The organism is Prochlorococcus sp. MIT 1327 (assembly GCF_047304785.1).
GTDB lineage: Bacteria > Cyanobacteriota > Cyanobacteriia > PCC-6307 > Cyanobiaceae > Prochlorococcus > Prochlorococcus marinus_D.
In genome coordinates this window covers 1,746,133-1,764,263 of record NZ_CP138972.1, presented here as the reverse complement: position 1 = coordinate 1,764,263, position 18,131 = coordinate 1,746,133, and the positions used below count along the sequence as shown (strand labels likewise).

General features: G+C 47.1%; 23 protein-coding genes. 12 read left to right on the top strand and 11 right to left on the bottom strand.

From position 1 onward, the window contains the following. Positions 1-11: 11 nt before the first annotated feature. Positions 12-1,208, bottom strand: a complete 1,197-nt coding sequence (locus tag SIB80_RS08655) for an FAD-binding protein (protein ID WP_169189871.1) — start codon at positions 1,206-1,208, stop codon at positions 12-14. Between the two features lie 243 nt (positions 1,209-1,451). Here SIB80_RS08655 and SIB80_RS08650 point away from each other — a divergent pair, with 243 nt between their 5' ends. Both SIB80_RS08650 and SIB80_RS08645 read left to right on the top strand, forming a co-directional pair. After that, the gene (locus SIB80_RS08650; protein ID WP_063419175.1) at positions 1,452-2,525 is read left to right on the top strand and encodes a sirohydrochlorin chelatase; all 1,074 of its coding nucleotides are present in this window, start codon (positions 1,452-1,454) and stop codon (positions 2,523-2,525) included. Between the two features lie 389 nt (positions 2,526-2,914). Next, positions 2,915-3,181 carry a DUF2811 domain-containing protein gene (locus tag SIB80_RS08645; RefSeq protein ID WP_011130280.1) on the top strand — a complete coding sequence of 89 codons (267 nt, stop codon included), beginning with the start codon at positions 2,915-2,917 and terminating at the stop codon, positions 3,179-3,181. On the opposite strand, the gene SIB80_RS08640 is transcribed toward SIB80_RS08645, so the two are convergent. Further along, complete coding sequence (locus SIB80_RS08640; RefSeq protein WP_063419174.1) at positions 3,162-4,817, bottom strand: GMC oxidoreductase; 1,656 nt, start codon at positions 4,815-4,817, stop codon at positions 3,162-3,164. The two genes, SIB80_RS08645 and SIB80_RS08640, sit on opposite strands and share 20 nt — an antisense overlap. A 194-nt stretch (positions 4,818-5,011) precedes the next feature. Here SIB80_RS08640 and SIB80_RS08635 point away from each other — a divergent pair, with 194 nt between their 5' ends. Beyond that, positions 5,012-5,290 carry a hypothetical protein gene (locus tag SIB80_RS08635; RefSeq protein ID WP_236069033.1) on the top strand — a complete coding sequence of 93 codons (279 nt, stop codon included), beginning with the start codon at positions 5,012-5,014 and terminating at the stop codon, positions 5,288-5,290. Between the two features lie 92 nt (positions 5,291-5,382). Here the strand turns inward: SIB80_RS08635 and SIB80_RS08630 are convergent, their stop codons facing one another. Continuing rightward, positions 5,383-5,577: a hypothetical protein gene (locus tag SIB80_RS08630; protein WP_369818714.1), complete on the bottom strand. Its 195-nt coding sequence runs from the start codon at positions 5,575-5,577 to the stop codon at positions 5,383-5,385. Between the two features lie 627 nt (positions 5,578-6,204). Further along, positions 6,205-6,429 (bottom strand): hypothetical protein, encoded by a 225-nt coding sequence (locus SIB80_RS08625; RefSeq protein ID WP_041384382.1) that lies wholly within the window; start codon positions 6,427-6,429, stop codon positions 6,205-6,207. 148 nt (positions 6,430-6,577) lie between these two features. Between SIB80_RS08625 and SIB80_RS08620 the strand changes: the two genes are divergently transcribed. The 4 genes from SIB80_RS08620 (at position 6,578) to SIB80_RS08605 (ending at position 9,336) form a co-directional block, all read left to right on the top strand. Beyond that, positions 6,578-6,760 carry a hypothetical protein gene (locus SIB80_RS08620; protein ID WP_063400652.1) on the top strand — a complete coding sequence of 61 codons (183 nt, stop codon included), beginning with the start codon at positions 6,578-6,580 and terminating at the stop codon, positions 6,758-6,760. A gap of 115 nt (positions 6,761-6,875) precedes the next feature. Then, positions 6,876-7,325, top strand: a complete 450-nt coding sequence (locus SIB80_RS08615; protein WP_063419170.1) for a hypothetical protein — start codon at positions 6,876-6,878, stop codon at positions 7,323-7,325. Between the two features lie 251 nt (positions 7,326-7,576). Beyond that, positions 7,577-8,377 carry a prohibitin family protein gene (locus tag SIB80_RS08610; protein WP_063419191.1) on the top strand — a complete coding sequence of 267 codons (801 nt, stop codon included), beginning with the start codon at positions 7,577-7,579 and terminating at the stop codon, positions 8,375-8,377. Between the two features lie 776 nt (positions 8,378-9,153). Next, positions 9,154-9,336: a hypothetical protein gene (locus SIB80_RS08605; protein ID WP_063419168.1), complete on the top strand. Its 183-nt coding sequence runs from the start codon at positions 9,154-9,156 to the stop codon at positions 9,334-9,336. A 473-nt stretch (positions 9,337-9,809) separates the two neighbouring features. Here the strand turns inward: SIB80_RS08605 and SIB80_RS08600 are convergent, their stop codons facing one another. Further along, entirely contained in the window at positions 9,810-10,661 is an 852-nt protein-coding gene (locus tag SIB80_RS08600) for a carbohydrate kinase family protein (protein WP_063419167.1), read from the bottom strand. A 223-nt stretch (positions 10,662-10,884) separates the two neighbouring features. On the opposite strand from SIB80_RS08600, the gene SIB80_RS08595 reads away from it, so the two are divergent. Then, complete coding sequence (locus tag SIB80_RS08595) at positions 10,885-11,055, top strand: hypothetical protein (protein WP_169189866.1); 171 nt, start codon at positions 10,885-10,887, stop codon at positions 11,053-11,055. Between the two features lie 299 nt (positions 11,056-11,354). Here the strand turns inward: SIB80_RS08595 and SIB80_RS08590 are convergent, their stop codons facing one another. Continuing rightward, positions 11,355-11,528 (bottom strand): hypothetical protein, encoded by a 174-nt coding sequence (locus SIB80_RS08590; protein ID WP_011825888.1) that lies wholly within the window; start codon positions 11,526-11,528, stop codon positions 11,355-11,357. A 162-nt stretch (positions 11,529-11,690) separates the two neighbouring features. On the opposite strand from SIB80_RS08590, the gene SIB80_RS08585 reads away from it, so the two are divergent. Then, positions 11,691-11,876, top strand: a complete 186-nt coding sequence (locus SIB80_RS08585) for a hypothetical protein (RefSeq protein ID WP_063395317.1) — start codon at positions 11,691-11,693, stop codon at positions 11,874-11,876. Next, positions 11,873-12,148, top strand: coding sequence for a hypothetical protein (locus tag SIB80_RS08580; protein WP_063419165.1), 276 nt, complete (start codon positions 11,873-11,875; stop codon positions 12,146-12,148). Before SIB80_RS08585 ends, SIB80_RS08580 begins: the two co-directional genes overlap by 4 nt. Before the next feature lie 184 nt (positions 12,149-12,332). Here the strand turns inward: SIB80_RS08580 and SIB80_RS08575 are convergent, their stop codons facing one another. Next, positions 12,333-12,665 carry a TIGR02450 family Trp-rich protein gene (locus SIB80_RS08575; protein ID WP_063419190.1) on the bottom strand — a complete coding sequence of 111 codons (333 nt, stop codon included), beginning with the start codon at positions 12,663-12,665 and terminating at the stop codon, positions 12,333-12,335. A gap of 337 nt (positions 12,666-13,002) precedes the next feature. On the opposite strand from SIB80_RS08575, the gene SIB80_RS08570 reads away from it, so the two are divergent. Continuing rightward, positions 13,003-13,266, top strand: coding sequence for a hypothetical protein (locus SIB80_RS08570; protein ID WP_236076884.1), 264 nt, complete (start codon positions 13,003-13,005; stop codon positions 13,264-13,266). A 181-nt stretch (positions 13,267-13,447) separates the two neighbouring features. Here the strand turns inward: SIB80_RS08570 and SIB80_RS08565 are convergent, their stop codons facing one another. The 3 genes from SIB80_RS08565 to SIB80_RS08555 form a co-directional block, all read right to left on the bottom strand. Further along, entirely contained in the window at positions 13,448-14,062 is a 615-nt protein-coding gene (locus SIB80_RS08565) for an OmpA family protein (protein WP_205909640.1), read from the bottom strand. 43 nt (positions 14,063-14,105) lie between these two features. Next, positions 14,106-14,594: a hypothetical protein gene (locus SIB80_RS08560; RefSeq protein WP_063419162.1), complete on the bottom strand. Its 489-nt coding sequence runs from the start codon at positions 14,592-14,594 to the stop codon at positions 14,106-14,108. A 766-nt stretch (positions 14,595-15,360) separates the two neighbouring features. Further along, the gene (locus tag SIB80_RS08555; RefSeq protein ID WP_236070058.1) at positions 15,361-15,675 is read right to left on the bottom strand and encodes a SemiSWEET family sugar transporter; all 315 of its coding nucleotides are present in this window, start codon (positions 15,673-15,675) and stop codon (positions 15,361-15,363) included. A 786-nt stretch (positions 15,676-16,461) separates the two neighbouring features. Here SIB80_RS08555 and SIB80_RS08550 point away from each other — a divergent pair. Beyond that, complete coding sequence (locus tag SIB80_RS08550) at positions 16,462-16,641, top strand: hypothetical protein (RefSeq protein WP_063415254.1); 180 nt, start codon at positions 16,462-16,464, stop codon at positions 16,639-16,641. Between the two features lie 568 nt (positions 16,642-17,209). On the opposite strand, the gene SIB80_RS08545 is transcribed toward SIB80_RS08550, so the two are convergent. Further along, positions 17,210-18,091, bottom strand: a complete 882-nt coding sequence (locus tag SIB80_RS08545; protein WP_063419161.1) for a DMT family transporter — start codon at positions 18,089-18,091, stop codon at positions 17,210-17,212. Between the last annotated feature and the right edge of the window lie 40 nt (positions 18,092-18,131).

The following is an 18,131-nucleotide window of genomic DNA, read 5'->3' as shown; positions in this document are numbered from 1 at the left end:
CAGACCTTATCTCAAAGCGACGGCAAAATACCGTTTGGGTCATGACGAGCCTTAAGTTCTTGAAGACCTGGTAACCATTCGCCGAATGCTGCTTTCAGCTCCCGCTGATGCCATGGCAGATGCGGATGCATCTGAGCCAGATGAACTCCTGCGCAATAAGGCTCAAGCGTTGCCCATACCTTCTCTAGCCAGTTGAGACTTAGCGCTCTGATATGGCTATCTCCAGCCGGCCAGGCTGCCGTGATCCATGGTTTCCAGATCGCCTCACGGTGAATCAAAGAACTGACATCTTTACGTTGCCGACTGGCGACTCCGCCGAGTTGTTGAACAGCCAAGGAACACCTTGGATCTGGGCGTTCTGCCATCAGTTCGGCAAGGGCCGTGATCACTCCCTGACAGGCAGACCCCCAAGCAGGGCCAAGCAATGCAACGACTTCAGAGTGGCAACGCCCAATCACTGCGTTTGAAACAACAGGCAATGCAAATGGTGGCAATTCATGTATGCCAGCAACATCGTCAATTTCAACAACGTTTGTGCAGAGAGTTGTTTTTTGCAGCTGATTGAATGTCGCAACAGCGGCAGCATCGTTCGCAAGCATCACTCCGTAAGCGTGGATTTCATCCCCCCAGATCCACTGCAGGCTTAACGAATCAGGCCAGCTTTCAGCCTGATGGATAAGCTCCAACAGCTGTTCAAACGTCAAACTTGATTGCCAGATACGCAGCGGTTGCAGCAGATGTGTCTGAAGCTTGAGGTCTGTGATCACAGCCAGAAAAGGAGCTGCTCCGCAGAGGCCACGCCAAGCCAATTGATCTTCAGAGCAGCAAGCAGCTTCCGGCTTGGAGCGAACAAAGCTTTCTCCATCGCCCCATACACCTTTGATCTCAAGGATTTGATCAATTGCTAATCCTTGACTGCGACTCAAAGGGCTGACTCCTCCAGTGAGGATGTAACCGAGGCCTGGCAGTCCTGATAGCCCTGTGGGAAAACTTCGTCCGTGCTTGGCGAGTTCCCTGAGAAGACTCTCCATTGTCTGACCAGCCCCAATCTCCACGTGTTGGGTGCTGGGATCGAAATGGATCTGGCGACAGCTTTGGCGCAGATCCAGGGTCCAGTGTCCTTCAGCTGCACAGCGACTGGTTGTGCCTCCGCTGCAAACCATTAAGGGTTTACGTTTGAGCTGTAGCGAGCGGATCAGCGCAGGAATGTCATCCGCTTTGGGATTGAAGACTCCTGCGATGCAAGCATCCTCTGCAAGTGCGTTTGGAACATGGAGGCGACGATGAATGGCGGCCTCTTAACCCTCATTGATCAGCGTAACCATCTCTGTCTTGAGGAGAAAGCCATTGCTCATCAGGCTTCAGTCAAGATCTCATTGAAGACATCGAACTTTGCTTTGGTTCTCTTGCTTCACGACAACAGATAGGGTCTTTCTAGGTCGCTCTTCACTGTGAATTCTGCATCCTTAGATCATCCAGATGGTCATCTCGGCATCCTGATCTGTGGGCATGGCAGTCGGAATCGCTTAGCCGTTGAGGAGTTTGCCCAATTAGTCAAAGCGCTCAAGCCAAAATTCCCCACAATTCCCGTTGAATACGGCTACCTGGAATTTGCGCGTCCAGTGCTCAGAGAAGGCCTTGATCGGCTACTTGAACAAGGCGTGAAGAGGGTTCTTGCAGTCCCGGCGATGTTGTTTGCCGCAGGCCATGCCAAAAATGACATCCCCTCCGTACTCAACAACTACGCAGCTGAAAAGGGGTTAATCATTGATTACGGACGCGAACTCGGCATTAACGACTTAATGATCGGTGCGGCCGGCGCCCGCTTGAAAGAGGCGCTTGAATCTGCTCCTGAAGTCCCACTTTGCGAGACGCTCCTGGTGGTCGTAGGTCGTGGCTCCTCAGATCCTGATGCCAATTCCAATGTGGCCAAAATCACCAGGATGTTGGTGGAAGGCTTCGGATTCGGTTGGGGTGAAACCGTGTATTCCGGCGTCACCTTCCCCCTTGTGGAGCCTGGCTTGCGTTACCTAGTCCGCCTCGGTTTCCGCCGCATCATCGTGTTTCCTTACTTCCTCTTCTCAGGGGTGTTGGTGAGTCGGATTCGAGAGCACACAAAGCGGGTTGCAGATGATCATCCCAATATTGAGTTTCTTGCGGCCAAATACCTCGGAGACCACCCCCTTGTCATCGAGACCTTCCGGGATCGGATTGACGAGATCTTGCGTGGCGGAGATACCGCAATGAACTGTTCGCTATGTAAATACAGGTCTGAGCTACTCGGCTTTGAAAACGAAGTTGGTCTTGCGCAGGAAAGCCATCACCATCACGTCGAAGGCCTTACAGAGAGCTGCACCTTGTGCAAAAAGGAGTGCACGGGTGCCTGTCAGCCCGACGGCATACCAGTGTCCCTAAAGGAAAAGGCTCATGACCATGACCACAGTCATGGTCACTACCCCTATCCCCATGCTGAACATCCATTTGGTCCAGTCAGCCTGAGAAAATCAAGCAAAACTGAAACCTAAACTCACTTATGAAACGCAAGGATTGTCAGTAGCTTTCTCACTTGCGATAGACGCGACTCGGCTTGGATAAGCAAGGCTTATCAGTCGACAGGGGGGTGCTTTCTTCAACTGCTTTCCACAGTTCTACGAGGGTTTTCCACGGTCTGTTGGGCAACACTCTTGATGGGGAGATGGTCCTGTGGTTTAACAGCTTTGTTACTGATCTGCGTTACATCAGTAAGCCTTGGACTACGTTCGGCTCCCTGCTCAGCCCAATGAAGCCTGAACGCCTGTGAGCACATGAGTCTTGCCTTCCCACGGGACAGCTTGCTAAGTGCTTGCAACGATTGACGCTAAGCCCAAGAGTGTGGCTTCCTGGTGTCAAGAAAAAAACTCGCTGAAGGCGTTCTATGGATCGAAATCACCTCGAGCGCTGCGTTGAAATCAATGATGCTTGCCAATCAGTTGAGGCCACTTCCACCTATGTGAGCCTTGAAGCAGAAATTCCAGAAGTGCTCTATCGAGGCATGAAGGAATTCATCGGGTCACATCCCAACTGGGACCAATACCGTGTGATGAGTTCAGCCATCGCCCATTTCCTGTTTCAAAACGGCTGCGGGGATCGAGCCGTTACTGAGCGGTATCTCAATGACCTTTTTAGCCACGCCGAGGCCTAAGGGCTTCTAGACAAGCCCTTCTTGTAATCGCCATCATTGTCAGAGTGGGACTCTGCCAGGCGGATGTTGGCCAACACGCTCCATCCACAACAAGCACATTTGGACATCGCCAAAGACGGTTCCAACGATCCACCACACTGCAATCTTCACTTTCTCCCATCGCAGCACCGCCAACTTCATGGATGTAATACCCCGGCGGAGGAGACGTTTCACTGAGAGCTAGCGCACCATCGAGAAGGGGTTCGAGAAACATCAAATTAATCAGCTCCTTGAGCGGCAACATTGTTCCCCCAGCTGACTGGATCGCTGCCTTGATCGTGCCTTGCATGTGATCAACCATGGCCTGCTCGTTCTCCCCCCATCGACAATCGATATGTGGTACCGGAACACCCCAGCGATCCAAAGTGCTTGAAAGCGTCACTTTGTTGTGAGCTGAAGGCAACACTTCACCATGCCCAATCAGGAAACCTGTAGCCGTCTCTGGTTTACGTTTCAACCAATCTGGGGGTTCAAAGCGATCAATCCCTCCCCAGAGTCCATAACCCCGCAAGAACTTCAACTGATTTTTAGGCTCTAAGCAAGCACCGAAAGGAAGAAAAAAACTGCCAGCTCCAGAAAGCACATTCGCTGTTGAGTCAGTCTCAGACACCTGCTTCACTTGGCTACGTGGCAGAGCAAAGAAACGACAGGTGGAGACGTGGTCCATCAAATAGCAACCGAGGTTGCCCGAGGGGTCAGTAAACCCCTCGCTGTGATGGTTCACTTCGGAACTCAGCAGGAGTCGAAGACTCTGAATTGTCGATGCACAAAGCACCACAAGCTCACCTTGGAGCTCTTGTCGGTTGCCGTTGTGCTGATCAATCACCAGCACCCCTCGGGCTGCTTCATGATCTGGATGCATCAGCAACCGCTCAGCCTTGTGGTTGCTCAGGATCTCTACCTTGCCTGTGGCAAGTGCCATCTGTAAGGTGCTGCCCGGACTGCTTGAACGAGGCCAAGGTCCATCAACTGAAGGCTGGTGAGGTCCAAACCCTCGTGAATGAATGACTGGATAACCAAGTTCCGTATCAACAGCGTTAGCGAACTGTTGTTCGCTAGCTGTGAACGGTAATGGGGCGATGTAGTTGCCATCCGGTAACTGTTCCAACCCATCCACATGACCATGAACCTTCAAGCGCTCTTCTAGGGCGGAGTAATGAGGGGCTAACTCGCTGTATTGCAGTGGCCATTCAGGCCCATACCCATCTCTGCGCGAAGCCTTTAAGTCCTGATCTGAAAGGCGAAGAGTGATTCCACCCCAAGTGAGGCTGCGCCCCCCCACCTGATGACCCTGGGTCCAGATGAAGGGGTGTTCAGAAGGATAGGTATAGGGATTCTCTTTTTCATTCGCGTAGAGCAACGGATTCGCTTTCCAATAGCCAGGATGTTGAGCCTGAGATCGATGCTTGCCGCTACATAAACCATCCAAACGTCTAAGGGTGTTTCCAGGTTCTGAGCCCAGGGCTTTTTGAGCAGACAAAGCTGGCCCAGCTTCTACCACGAGTACACGTACTCCAGCTTCTGCAAGGGTTAGAGCCGCAACCCCTCCAGTAGCACCAGAGCCGATCACGATCACCTCATAAGGGTGCTGAATCACGCTTGCATAGACAACATCAAGACAGTTTCGCCCCTCACGTGCATAGACACCATCTGGATCTCAAAGACCTGCGCGTTGTCTTGATGCCTTGGAGAATGGATGTGCTGCTGCAATAGGGAGTTGAAAGTCTCGTGCTCGCCTTAAAACTTGCGACGGGAAGTACTCTGAATGGAAATGTCTATGTTTCCAATCCATTGAGTCCGATTGTAGGTAGCCACTCAACTGAACCAGGTGTCCCTCCACAAGAATCTCAGGACCGCTGGTTTAAGTCAGATTTACTTCGACGGGAGGTGAACCTCTCAGAGTTGTACGAACTCTCTCAGGGTGAACTTGATCTCCTAATGGCCGAAACCGCAACGATTCGCAGCGACCCAGACTCTAGTCGAAACAATCGTGGCAAGTTTGTAGTCGCAGGTTACGTTCTGGAGCTGGCCAAAATCATCAGCGATCGTCGAGCTAATCAATCATCTTGATTGGAGCGGCTATGAGCTAGGCAAACTTAGATCCTGAAGGAGATTGAGAAAGTACTCTCCCACTTCCTTATCAATCAAGCGGTACATTCGCATTAACGACGCAGCACTCCTCTTCCTCCGCCAAGGAAACCAATATCAAACAGAATGCCCATTGCAAGAATCAACAATCCGCTAAAGCTGCTGAATCCACCATCCAGTGCGATTGCCCAACAATAAGCAAGGGTCGTTGTTGGAAGCAAAAACAGCCCTAACAATGGCCAGATCCAAACGCCAGCAAATGGGCCCATGATAAATGGATGATAAAAGAACCAAAGTGCAATCAGCACAACTCTTGGGGCTAGAAGTCCAAGCAAGCCGATTAAACACATGATTCATTCACCACTCTTCTTTCAATAGATAGCAATTCCTGCTTCAACTGGTTGAGATGGCTGGCGAAATCCTCACCAGAGTAAAAACTCAAACTCAGCAAATAAGTTAAAGCCAAGACTTGCCCATAGGCAGCTAACGGCCGCTTGCTCTCCTTATCAGAATTTTCAAGAACCCAAGACTGCCATGAGATACCGACCTTCCTGCAATGGCCAGGTTTCTGGGAGGTCAGACTTAAATTGTGCAAGGCACTAGCCCAGTGTCGACAGAGGAGAAGAAACCCTGATGTTGAAAAGAATTTATGCAGATCGACAAAGTCGAGTCAAGCAAATCTTTGATGGTTAGACCAAATTAGGGAAATCAAAAGGAGTAAAGATTTGAGCCTGAGCCAATTGATTGAGATGTACTGAAGCGAGATCAGAAAAAAAACAGTATTTATTTCTAGAGAGCATGAGCATTATGAAGACGTTATGGCAATTCCCTCCATGAACCATGGAGGGCCATTTCAGGCTGAGCCCAGTTAGATGCTCGCTTTGTGAAAAGAAGGTTCAGCCTTCTTTTTTGACGAAGACTTGCGTGGCAAGCAGGAACAGTCCTCCAGCGATAAGCAGTGCTATCTCGGGACGGATTGAGGGGCCGACTGCTGAGGCAAAGAGCACTGCAGGCATAACCACGTCCATGACGTCCATTTCAAAATCGCTGCCACTTCTAGCACTGAACAACCCCCCTCGTCCATCAACGTCATCAAAGGCCATGACAACCAATGCACTCAAGTCAAACCTGCTGAAACAGCTGCAAAGACACGCAGAGGGAGCCCCTAGAAGGCAAATCTAAAGAAAAGCTGAGTAAAGGTTAGGTAAGAATTGAGCTTCAGCAGTGCTTCTCAGGCTTATATGTATCACCCGATACAGGGAGCCAATCATGAGCACCCAAAACTCCAGAACACCAAAACCCGACAAAAGCCCTCCCCAACGCAAAACCACCTTCAAGTGGAACAGCAATGGAGAGTTGTCTGCGGTGGATATGGCACGAGTACTCGAGCGATTGACCAACCCAGCGCTGACCCAATGCGATCTTGCCTGTGAACTTGATCAAAATACTTAAATCAACTTGATATTGATTCAGGCTTCATGTACTGCCTGATCACCTTGGACAGCTACTCGTGCCATTGAGCCAAGCCCAGCAGCTGTGGCACCATCATCAAGACAAATAGATCGCCATGACAATTCTCAAGACCTTCATGATCAGGCTGAAGAGAACAGCGACTCTAATAGCCTTACTAGCACTTGTTTTGACAATATTCTCCCCTAAAGTAATCTTCGCTTCTGAGATTGTTGATGTAGAAGATCCTACGCCATTAGAGCTCAAAGTCGCACAAGGCTATGCAGGCAAATTTTGCAATGGAGTTGCCATGGGCCTTACGCAAGAAAGTGCTCTTAAAATTGCAATTGCTGAAAATCGCAAACCCTCATTCAATCCCTCGTTATGGACTGCTGTCATCTCCAATGACAAGCAGCTAGAAAGTATAGACGAAAACAAAATTGCATCCCTTGTTACATCAATCGTTGTCGATAAATGTGGTGACCCTCTTGGGCTAAATAGCCAAACTGATGTGGATGAATTTACATCCTATTTCATATCTACGCGAGAAGACTCATTGAGTAATTGATGAGTTCTGACCATCATTGAAATGTCCATGACAATGCAGGTAATCCCCCAGATAACTCATCCTTAGATGAATGCATTCGGTCACCTGCGGCTGCAGGGTCGATGTATTTAAAGGAGTCCACCAGAGTTTCGTTAGATCTACTGCTTGGCTGAGGGCCAAAGAGCTCAATGGTGTTGAGGTCCTCAATCGAAGCGCCCAGTATCAACAAAATGCAGGAAAGCTCCATAGGCTTTGTCAATCGCGATCTAGACATGGAAACCCCCTTTCGTAACGTCACTCCCAATACCCCCGGAGGTTCGGCATCACTTCTGATCGCTCTCTTGTTTTCCAGCTTTATCTTGATCACGCAGGCTTTGTTCGTCGTTCCAGCAGGTCAAGTTGCAGTTGTTACCACGTTGGGCAAAGTGAGTGGGGGATCTCGTCTGCCAGGGCTAAACCTCAAAATTCCGTTCATCCAAGCAGTAGCGCCCTTTGATGTTCGCACGCAGGTGAGGCCTGAGAAATTCGCGTCCCTCACCAAGGATCTTCAAGTCATTGAGGCAACTGCCACGGTGAAATATGCAGTACGGCCGAATGAAGCCGGGCGTGTATTCAGCACAATCGCCAGCAATGACCGCGAAATCTATCCACGCATCATTCAACCCTCCCTGCTCAAGGCACTTAAATCAGTGTTCTCCCAATACGAACTGGTCACTATTGCCAGCAAGTGGAGCGACATCTCAGAGCTGGTGGAACGGGCTGTCGCTGATGAACTCGATAAGTTTGACTACGTAGAAGTTCGTGGCCTTGATCTAACTGGCCTTGTCATCGCTGAAGAGTACAGAGCCGCTATCGAACAAAAGCAGATTGCAGAGCAACAACTTCTCAGAGCGCAAACTGAAGTTAAAATTGCTGAGCAGGAAGCACAGCGATACGAAACCCTCAACCGCACCCTCGACGACCAGGTGCTTTTCAAACTGTTCCTTGACAAATGGGACGGCAGCACGAAGGTTGTGCCCGCTTTGCCAGGATCAAAAGGAGGCGGGACGCCTGTGATCGTAGGGGGACGTTAATCATTAGTCAGATCAGCCTAATTCTCAACTGTGGTAAGAACTGAAGACAAAAAATCACCACCAGATAAAAAGCCAGTTAAAAGCCAATAAAAGCCCTGATTAAATATCCATGTATTTAAGCACTATGTTGAAGCGCACTCCAATACACACTATTGCCGTCAAATTGATTTCGATAACTAGCACGGTAATCAAAAAGACAAGTTCCTGAAGATGCGATTGAGCTTTCGAGGGTTTGGAATCATTGGCTAAAGCTGCAGGGGTTTGACGGAACTAAAAATAAAGTTTATCAACACTGGGTTGAAGGAATTGCAGATGAGGGAAAATAATGGCGCCAACAATATCAACCGAGCAATAGACAAGACTTGACAGTTGCCTAACCAATTTAAGATCGATATCCTGGAAATATGTATGTCAATGATAGTGCTAGAATGCGCGACAACTTTAATTAGGAGTCAGTATTATATCCATAAAAAATGACAAAAAAGAATCAAACCACTGATCAGATTCAGTCAGTTTGATCAAAGGGTGTTCTGTTTAGAGATCAATAACCCAATCGTTTTTGTAGCGAAGCAAAATCTAAGTACAACCATCTGCCACAACCTGCCTCTCTCTTGATCTAGTCAGGATTGCCAGCCTTGGTCAGGCCAGAAGGAAGGGGATGAAGCTTTTTCCTAGCGCGAGGCGGCGACACCCTCAACCGTGAAGTCGGTGCACTGCTGGACAATTGATGGGCATGTGGACCCCATTCGGGGATAGGTGCAGGTTGTGCATTCCGATTGACATGCGTTGAACGGATTGGAGTTAACGATGAGCGAGAAGGCTTTATCCGTCGTTGGGAGCGCGATGCAGTCAAGGTGATCAACAATGCGATTGCGCTAATAAATACGGGGCGCAAAGTAAAAACTGAAAAGCGCCCTCCGAGCAATAGGGCAATGCCAACAACAATGGTCAGCTCGTAAGGGTGTGGAGAGGATCTCATTGATCGTCTTCCAATTCGGTAGTACTCAAGCTTCTAACGCATTGATCTTCTTGTCGCAAGGATTGCCTCGCTCTTCGAAAGTCCTGATCCAGCAGCTGAGCTGCCCATCGGTTGAGAACAATGCAAAGGGCGAATGGGTAGATGCTCAATTGATCAAAGCCGATAAGACGTCTTGCTAACAAGCAAAAAAGTGCTCAGGGACCGCGCAGATCTTGGACATCAATCAGGTGTGATTTCTTGGATTTATAGGCTGATCATCCTCCCGGCCAATTGCCTCTGCAAACCAAGCGCCATCTTTCTGAATCAAGCTGAGCGCTATCTCTAATTTTGCTGATAAAGATCTGATCGCGATTGCCTAAGTGAATCAGGTTGATCCTCACTTCAAGCTGCTCACAAGCTATTGGCAGGCTTGCCTTCAAGTCTGAAGGTCGAATCAACGCCCAACTCTCAGACTCACTCATCACTGGAGTATGGCCCAAAATGAGTTGCACAGCTTGCACCGCAGTGAGCCCCTAGGCTGATCGCCTGTTCATCAGTCCAACCAGCAGCCAAACCTGCAGTGACCCCAGCGGCAAAGCTATCGCCACAGCCATAGGCATCCACGACTGGAGACTTCAGTGAAACAGCCTGATAACGTCCTCCAGGCCATAGCTGACCACCTAAAGCTCCTTCAGTCGCAATTCTCAGCCGGGGAGTTGGAAAGAAAGCTGTATCTGGAACGTGTTCGCCTGGATCAAGACCACTACCAATCAGCGCATCAAGCTGAATATTCGCCTGCTCAAGTGTCTCTAGACGAACGCGAGGAGTAGCTGCCATCACACCAGCATGACGACAATGATGCAGTGCAGGTGCATCTGCAGCGGTCACAAAAACACCGTCGTAACCAGCAAGGGCTCCCCAGCCCAGTGCATCTTTTGCTCTGGGTTGTATACGCTCGCCAATCACTGTAATTGCCCGTTCCCCATGAGAATCAACAAGGCTGATCGCCCGACGAGTGGGTTGATCACGCCAAGCCACAGTCAGGCTTAAGCCAAGCTGCTGCAGTCTTTGAAAACTCTTTTCGCCGTATGAATCTCGACCTAGAGCTGTTATGAATTGAACGGGTTGTTTAACGAGCCGAGCCAATTGCACCGCGACGACAGCTCCACCGCCAGCGGGCTCTTCAAAAGAATGATCTGCATGGCTGATTACCCCAGGCTGGGGTAATTGATCTGTAGACAGGAAGGTCACCCATTCAACGTGGCCCACAACGGCCAACTTCAGCTTGGGAAGATCTGGCAGATCCTGGGGTTCCAAGAGATTCATGGTGATTGATTCACTCAATAGAAAAAGGATGCATCAGTACGGCATGGTCAGGCCGATGGGGCTGTTGGCTATCGATTTGACTAGTAACAAGCCTGGGCCGCTCGCTTAGGCCATGATCGTTGCAGGGCATGCAAAAAGCCTTGGCTGATTCGTGGCCTTAGAAAAAAGGAGGACTGGCGAATGGCGTGCCTCTTTGCTATCCCTGGGTAACTGCCAAAGCACAATGGCAACACTGTTACAGGCAACTGGGGTGGAGCTAGAGCCATGCCTTTGCGAGCATTGCTGTCAGATTCGAAGTCAACAAAAGGAAGCCCAGAGAGTCTGGCAACTTCCGAAATTCCAAAGCGGTCGCTGGCAGCGTCTTGATCTGCATCATTCCAGCAAGGCCGCATAATCTAAGAATGGCAAGCAGATGATCGACAGAACCAAAACCCAGTTCTTCAGGCGAGCTTGGTTGGCCATCTCCTGGTCATCTCAGCATGGTGATTCGCACTGTTCACTGATGTAGAGAGTTCGCATTCAAGCTCTCAAAAGAGGGCCCAAAAGCCTTTCGTAAATGATCGTTATCGACAAGAGTTTCCTTCATTGAATGAGTAGGAAACCAGTCTGCTCGAAGGGCCTTGTAGAAGAGACGATAGGGATAAGGTCTGACCCGTTACGTGATCAGCTTGATTAAAAACGGCTTGAGACCATTCAAGACCTGTGCTGCTCGCGATTGAGTTCGAGCAAGACCTGATCCTCAATAGCGTTCCGAAGCCATGAGGCAATAGAACGACGCTCATTTCTTGCCAAACGTTCAACTTCTGCCGCAAGCGAAAGCGGAAGGTTGACAGCCAGTCGCCTGGTGATGGTGAGATTGACAGGCATTGCCCTGAAGCTGCATCAGTCAACACACAATAGCTACAAGGGATCCAAAGTGAAGCATAGGGGTATCCCTACACACAAGGGGTTGCACCTTGTAGTAGAAAAAGTCGATGATTCGGATGCCGACAAATTCCGGCATTAAAACAACTCAATCGCAATGAGTAAATGAACAACACAATCAAGAGAACTTCAGCAACGCGTGGGCTGACAAACATCCACACGATCAAGTTGGCAGTGCTCGATGCAATCGAATATGCAGAGCAGCGAGGTGATTTAAACCTAGCTCTCGCCTACGCCGCTTTCCTCAAGAAAGACCTCGACCCATTGATCAAAGAGAGGCTAGGACTATGAAACTCACAAATGTTGTAGCAAAACATGGATTCGTTCCATCTGCTCTTGCCCAAATCAACAATGCCAAGCTCTATGAGCGCAACAACTCAGACGGAGTGACAGAACTACTTTGCGTTCAGAAGATAGGCAAGGGCATGAGAGTTGACCGCATGCCCTTGCTGATAGCGTCTGGTTTTATCATCCCTATTGGGGAGGCAGTGAAACAGATCCTACCGATCTCAGAGCTCGAGGGATTTCTAGACATAACACTTAAGCCGGCTGGGTTCGATTAAGCTGGTTTTCATTGAACAGCAAAGCTCTAGTTATAAAGTATGCAAGCACTAAGTGGTAAGCGCTTAAGAGTGGATAAGAGGCAAATCTAGGAACAAGCAGATGCCAATAATTAGAGAGGGGAGTAAATGGTCTTTGATTCAATCATCTATCAATAGAAAAAGAAAAGTCAGGCATCTAATCAGCTCAACTTTTTTCTTGATCAAACCACGGCCGATCATCAAAATCTTCAGAAGGATGCAGACAAGCCTCTTGCGTGTTTTGGTCTATTTGTTGATTAACTATCTGACCATCAGGTGTTTTGGCCTCAAGCTTAGGTAGCTGTTGCCAGCCACTGTTCCACATAGAGGAGTCTTTCATTTCCTGCCAAGACACACGTAATCGTGCTTGGCCATCAAGCACAGAAATGAGATTCACCCATCGATCTGAGCCCTTACCACCGTAGTTGATTGCAACAAAATGGCGAAAACCAAGCCGAGAAGTTGTGCTTGTCCAAGCTTTGTTGGGTGGCCAGTTCATAGGTAGACTAAGACGATTTAAAATCGGAAAATACATTTTTACCAAGAATTCGGAGTCGATAGAAAGAATCTATAGCTTTAGTAACGAAACAAAGACAGGAGATTCTGTTCTTTAACCAGGATAATCCTAGAGCTATCTTGAACAAAATCATGGGATTGTAGTGGGATTATGATCTACCCAGCAGGTTAGTCTCGCGGCAATCACGCTCTTTTAAACCATGGCTAGCTGCGAGCATGCTGCAGAGAACGGAAGCCTAGGGAATCAATGGCTTGCGTAAAGTGGTGTCAAAGATGACGACTATCAATTGATTAGAGACCCTAAGCGTCTAAATTTAGACATGGCCAAACTCAAGACCGACAAATCAACACCTTGGCCCTTGTTGGTGATCAGCTTCTTCATCTCGTTATTTGTCGGCAGCCAATTAGGGCTGGTTGGCCAGATGCTCTTATCTGATATCAGTGAGCAAATGAATTCTAATGGAAGTAAAGATCAACAGTATAGAACTGAGAAAGAAGAGCCAAAGACTCAACAATCGAGCTGTATCCAGCCCGCAGATGGTGGCCCAGCTTTGAATGAAAACTTCGAGCCATGCACAAATTAGAGTTTGATTTCATTTGATTGAATGAACATTCTTCAGACGTTTAATACAGCAAGGCCGTTAAGTAAAAAAAACTGGTTGATTTCTATTAAAAAACATATTCGAGCCATATTCTTAGTAAGGCAAAATAAATAACAAGATGATTGACTGATTGCAATCGGATGTAAATTCTGATTATTAGAGTTTAGTCTACGGTTTTAATGATAATCTCAACACGTCGATTACGTTGCCGTCCGATTGGGTCATCTCCACCATCCTCTTTTGTGTTCGAGACAACTGGCTTCAGTTCCCCAAAGCCCTTGGTGACGAATTGAACATTGCTTAGGCCACCATCAGAGACAAACCAGTCTCGAACAGAAATTGCACGCTTCTCAGAAAGCGTTTGATTGTATTCATTCGAACCCTTCGAGTCAGTATGACCCTCGATGCGAACATCCCCCCGTGAAGACTCATGGATGCGTTTGGCTACAGTCTCAAGAGAAGTAACAGCTGATGGCTTGAGGTTGGCTTTATCGAAATCGAAGAGAACATCAGCAGCAAGTTCAATAAGAATCTCACGTTCTTTCTCAATAACAATGTGTAGATCTTCAATAGAGTACTCAATCGTATTTACGTCAAAAACCAAATCATGGGTTTCATGCAAAAGTCTGTTTAGTTTTTGCTTGGTTTTATAAGTTGGGTTTTCGAGCTTACTGGATTTACTAGTTGCTATAACAGGCATGGGTTCCTGAAAATCATATACCCAAGCCTGGATAGGTTTTATACTACCTGATTGCATTAGAGCAACAGAAAAGGGCATTAAATAGAAAAGACGTTGATACCTAATTGGTAAAGACATTGGATCAACCTTCTATCCGAACATCCTCTATTGGTGCTGTGCCAGGTATATAGATCGAAACACTCTCTACTTCAACTGGTGGCGCAGGGAACTTAGCCCAAACTTTATAAGAGCTTCCGGGGTTCAACTTTGTTGGACGGTTGACTTTGGTAGTCATAGGGTTTTTATCTGCTTTAACAACAAGATGTTTCTTCTGGTTAACATTATCAACTATGTATGAATCCGCGAGCCAACTGCTTCTAAGATTTGTCCAACAATATGAGTTGCACAATGTCACCTCCTGATCTGTGTTATTAATATAGCGCCATTGTAAAGTAAGTGTATTATCGCTTGATCGCTTTACCCTAAGAAGGGCTACGTCGAGTCCATTTTCATGCTCTTCTAAAGCCAAAACTTTCTCATTTCTTGGAATGGGTTCTCTGGCAATCTTTTTCTTTTCTTCTTTTACCGGTTCTTTAGCTGTTTCCAGCTCCACTCTCTCCTCAGTACTCATGTCTCTAGAGGATTCCTGAGGCTCACTGCTCCCTAAGCATCCACTACAAAGGATCATTACAAGGGATAAACTAGTCAAGGCAAGTGGGGCTGATTTTTGGTTGCTCATGATGCTGGATTTTGATTTGGTATTTGAACAATGGACTTAATTGACAATTGTATTAGTATTCTTAACTTGTTTATAACTGACTCATGAAAAACAGGCAAGCCAGTGTTACGAAAATGAACCTTTCATTATCCATGCATTTCTCAGCAATCAAATGATGGGGCAATTTTTGCGAAGACTTGCTTCATTTAAAATGTTTAGAAAACAAAAAGTGGGCTTCATGATGACGGCATGATTCGTTAGGTATTTCACGCGTTTTAAAATCTGTGCTTGTTGTTGTTTTGCACTAACGGTGTTCATCGGTCTGAAATAAGTGAGAAAGCATAAAGCTCTCAATGTTGATATCTTCTTCCAAAAATGCCTAATCAGGAGTGTTCAGAGACAATATATGCTGTGAGTCTGCTCACACAAATATTTATAGATACAAAGGCTTCGAGTCGTAAACGCAAGAGATACACTTTGATTAGGTCAACCCAGGCAATGGTAAATACTTATAAGCTGGTTGCAATTGAAACACTTTGCATCAAGTATTGAGTTGTGTCAATGTTGTATGGCCACTCAATCTAAACACTTTTACGAGCAGGGTATGGCCATTGAACTGTTATTAGACCTGTCTTTGCAATAAAAACTAATTAATGAGTGAACTCGTCACTCATTAATTTTATTTTGATGTCTCCGTTGCCTCGCCAGCTGGTCTGTCAAAGACAAACTTAAGAATTAGGATTGCCAGTCCTAGTATGAAGGTGATTACGTTAAACAGGATTACTGGCATAGAGTGTATGCCCCAGCCATATATTTCCCATAGGATGATGCCGGCGATAAAAAGAATGAACATCACGTAAGAGATGTCTTTTGCTGATTTAGAACGCCAAACCTTTACTAATTGAGGAACAAAAGCAATTGTGGTTAGTGTTCCAGCTATTAATCCCAAAACATCCATAGAAGAGAGAGAGTCCATCAGGGCCTCCTGAGCCACAAGGATAGTTTTTGGCTAAGCCTTACAGACTCTATTGCAGTGGCCTCACGTCATCGCAACATCAAGACAACAAATGAGGACAGCATTCGTATAGCCATTCCCTTGCCTGCCACGGGTAGTGAATGTCTTACGTTGCTACAAAGCGCTGGCTGTTTCCTTGTTCTGATATGAGTCGATCTGCTCTGCTCCGCTCTACGCAGCAATGCTTCTAGAAGCAACCTGCTGAGCCTCAGGGTTGTCGATCCACAATTAATGAGAACGGCTAGGTTGTTTGCCCGCTTTTAGGAACACTATCGGCTCGGACAAGCAAAGCCCTTTGCCGGTCATGCAATTTGGCAGTCAAACCCTAAATAGAAAGCATTTGTCTGGTGATTTTCTCAGGGCTGGTCAGGCAAGGCCTTGCTTCTCTCTGCAGTGATTGACCATCGTCTCACTCAAACCTATTGCTGTACAGAGCTTTAACGAATTTCACTGGGCTCCAAAAACTCAACCAGGCAAAGCTGGGTCGACTACAAGGTAAGACACATGTTTCAATGATCTTCACAAACAAACTGACGCTTGTGGGATCCCTGTCTCATCTAGCCTCTAGCGCAAAACAGCATTGGGTATGACTGGTCAAGATCATTGTCAGGTCAGATTGCTGAGCTAGTTCAAGGCTTAAGGCAGAATTCGCCGGCATCTTCCATTTCAATCAAGACATTCAAGCAACGTCTCCCTTCAAAAATTCCACCAAGGGTTTTTTCTTGGTTGATTGTTTGCTGTAATTGGATGTTCTCAATTGATCTGATGACAACTGTTCGAGACCGAATCAATGCTCACCTCCCTATCGTTCTGGAGGTTCTGCGCACTGGATCCTTGGTTGTAATTGCCCTAAGCACGATCTGCGCTAGTCAGTCCCTTAAGCAAATGGCTGGTGGTCACGATGCGCCCTCTGAAGTCAGTGCGACCCATAAGGGGCCTAACTGAAGCCAAAGCTGAGTAGCTCTTTATCGACAGCGATTGAGCAAATATAAAAGCAATGCTCATTCGTCGACTTTCCATTTGAAGGTTGCTTTTGCCCTAGCTATGGCCGATGCCAAACGTTATGAAAAGACAATGAGCGTCTATTAGCAGGGCAGTATGGGCATTCATTGATAATTCGACAATTTAGATTCGCTGGCTGTCTTCAAGCGACAAGAGACACCTTGCTTTATTAAGGCTTCTCAACATCTCATGCGTTCATTTATGACATCCAGAGTTTATACATGGCTACCTAGTAAAAAATAATGCTAGCTTAAGAGCTAGAGTCAAGACTTGACTCTTCTCATCAGACTTTCGCCAGGTTTTATCAATAAGTTGAAGAACAACTTCTTCAACTTATCTGAGTTTTTAACGCCTAACCTTTTGATTAGAACCTGGCAATCTTTAAGACACTGAAGCTAACTCTGAGATCTTTGATAGACACGCCCTCTTAGGTAATGGTTGATCCCGTGGCGAGCCTGAGTTGGTTGATAAAATAAAAGGATTCTATTTAATAGAGTTAAGGTTTTTGTATTTAGCTAGTTACTGCAAGCCAAATTCCAAAAACTGCCATAAAAGATGCAGCTATTCCTCCAATCCTTAGTCTATCGCCTTCATAGCGGCAAAGAAGCAAAGCCATTACAGGTGAACTGCTCAGTAATGTCACCCCAATCCCTAAGGGAAGCTTTTGCAGAGCTAGTTGTTGCAAAATAATCCCAAGGTTGGTTCCCAACAATGTCGCAAACAGAATCCTGGGCCAACGGATTTGCGACGGGCGTGGATAAGGAACTGACCGAATGCATTTTCGAAGCCAAGGAATAATGAGCAAAAATCCTCCTAGCAGGCGAATCGCAGCACTTTGCAAAGGTGTGATCTGTCCTAGAAGGAGTACCTGACGTGAAAGTGCGGCACCACTAACGCCGCAAATCACACCAGAGAGAGCAAAGAGAAGCCCCAAACGTTGAGACGAGAACTGTCGATTGAAACCCACTCGCTTTTCCGGCGGTTGCTGAAGGGCTGCAATTACGACTGATGTGGTAACAAGGACTGCTCCAAGCAAAGACCTTAAATTTATCGTCTCAGCTAAAAATGTCATTCCGTAAAAGCTCGCCAAAAGAGGCCCTAGCGCTTCAATCGTCAATGTTCTTCGTGTTCCTAGTCGACGCAGTGCAGCGAAGTAAAAGCTATCTCCCAATGCAATACCTAAAGCACCACTGGCCATCAACAACATCAAGCCATTGGTCTGTTCAGACCATGGCAAGAATAGAAGTACAGGGCACAAAAATAATGTGGCAATGACGATCTTAAGACCATTTAATTGCCAGGCAGTTAAAGACGTTTCGATTGAGCGCCAAAGACTACTACTTAATGTCCAAGCAAGAGATCCACAAAGCGCTGCTAAAACACCAACAACCATTGAATGATTCAATCAGAATAGAGAAGGAAAATCACAACTT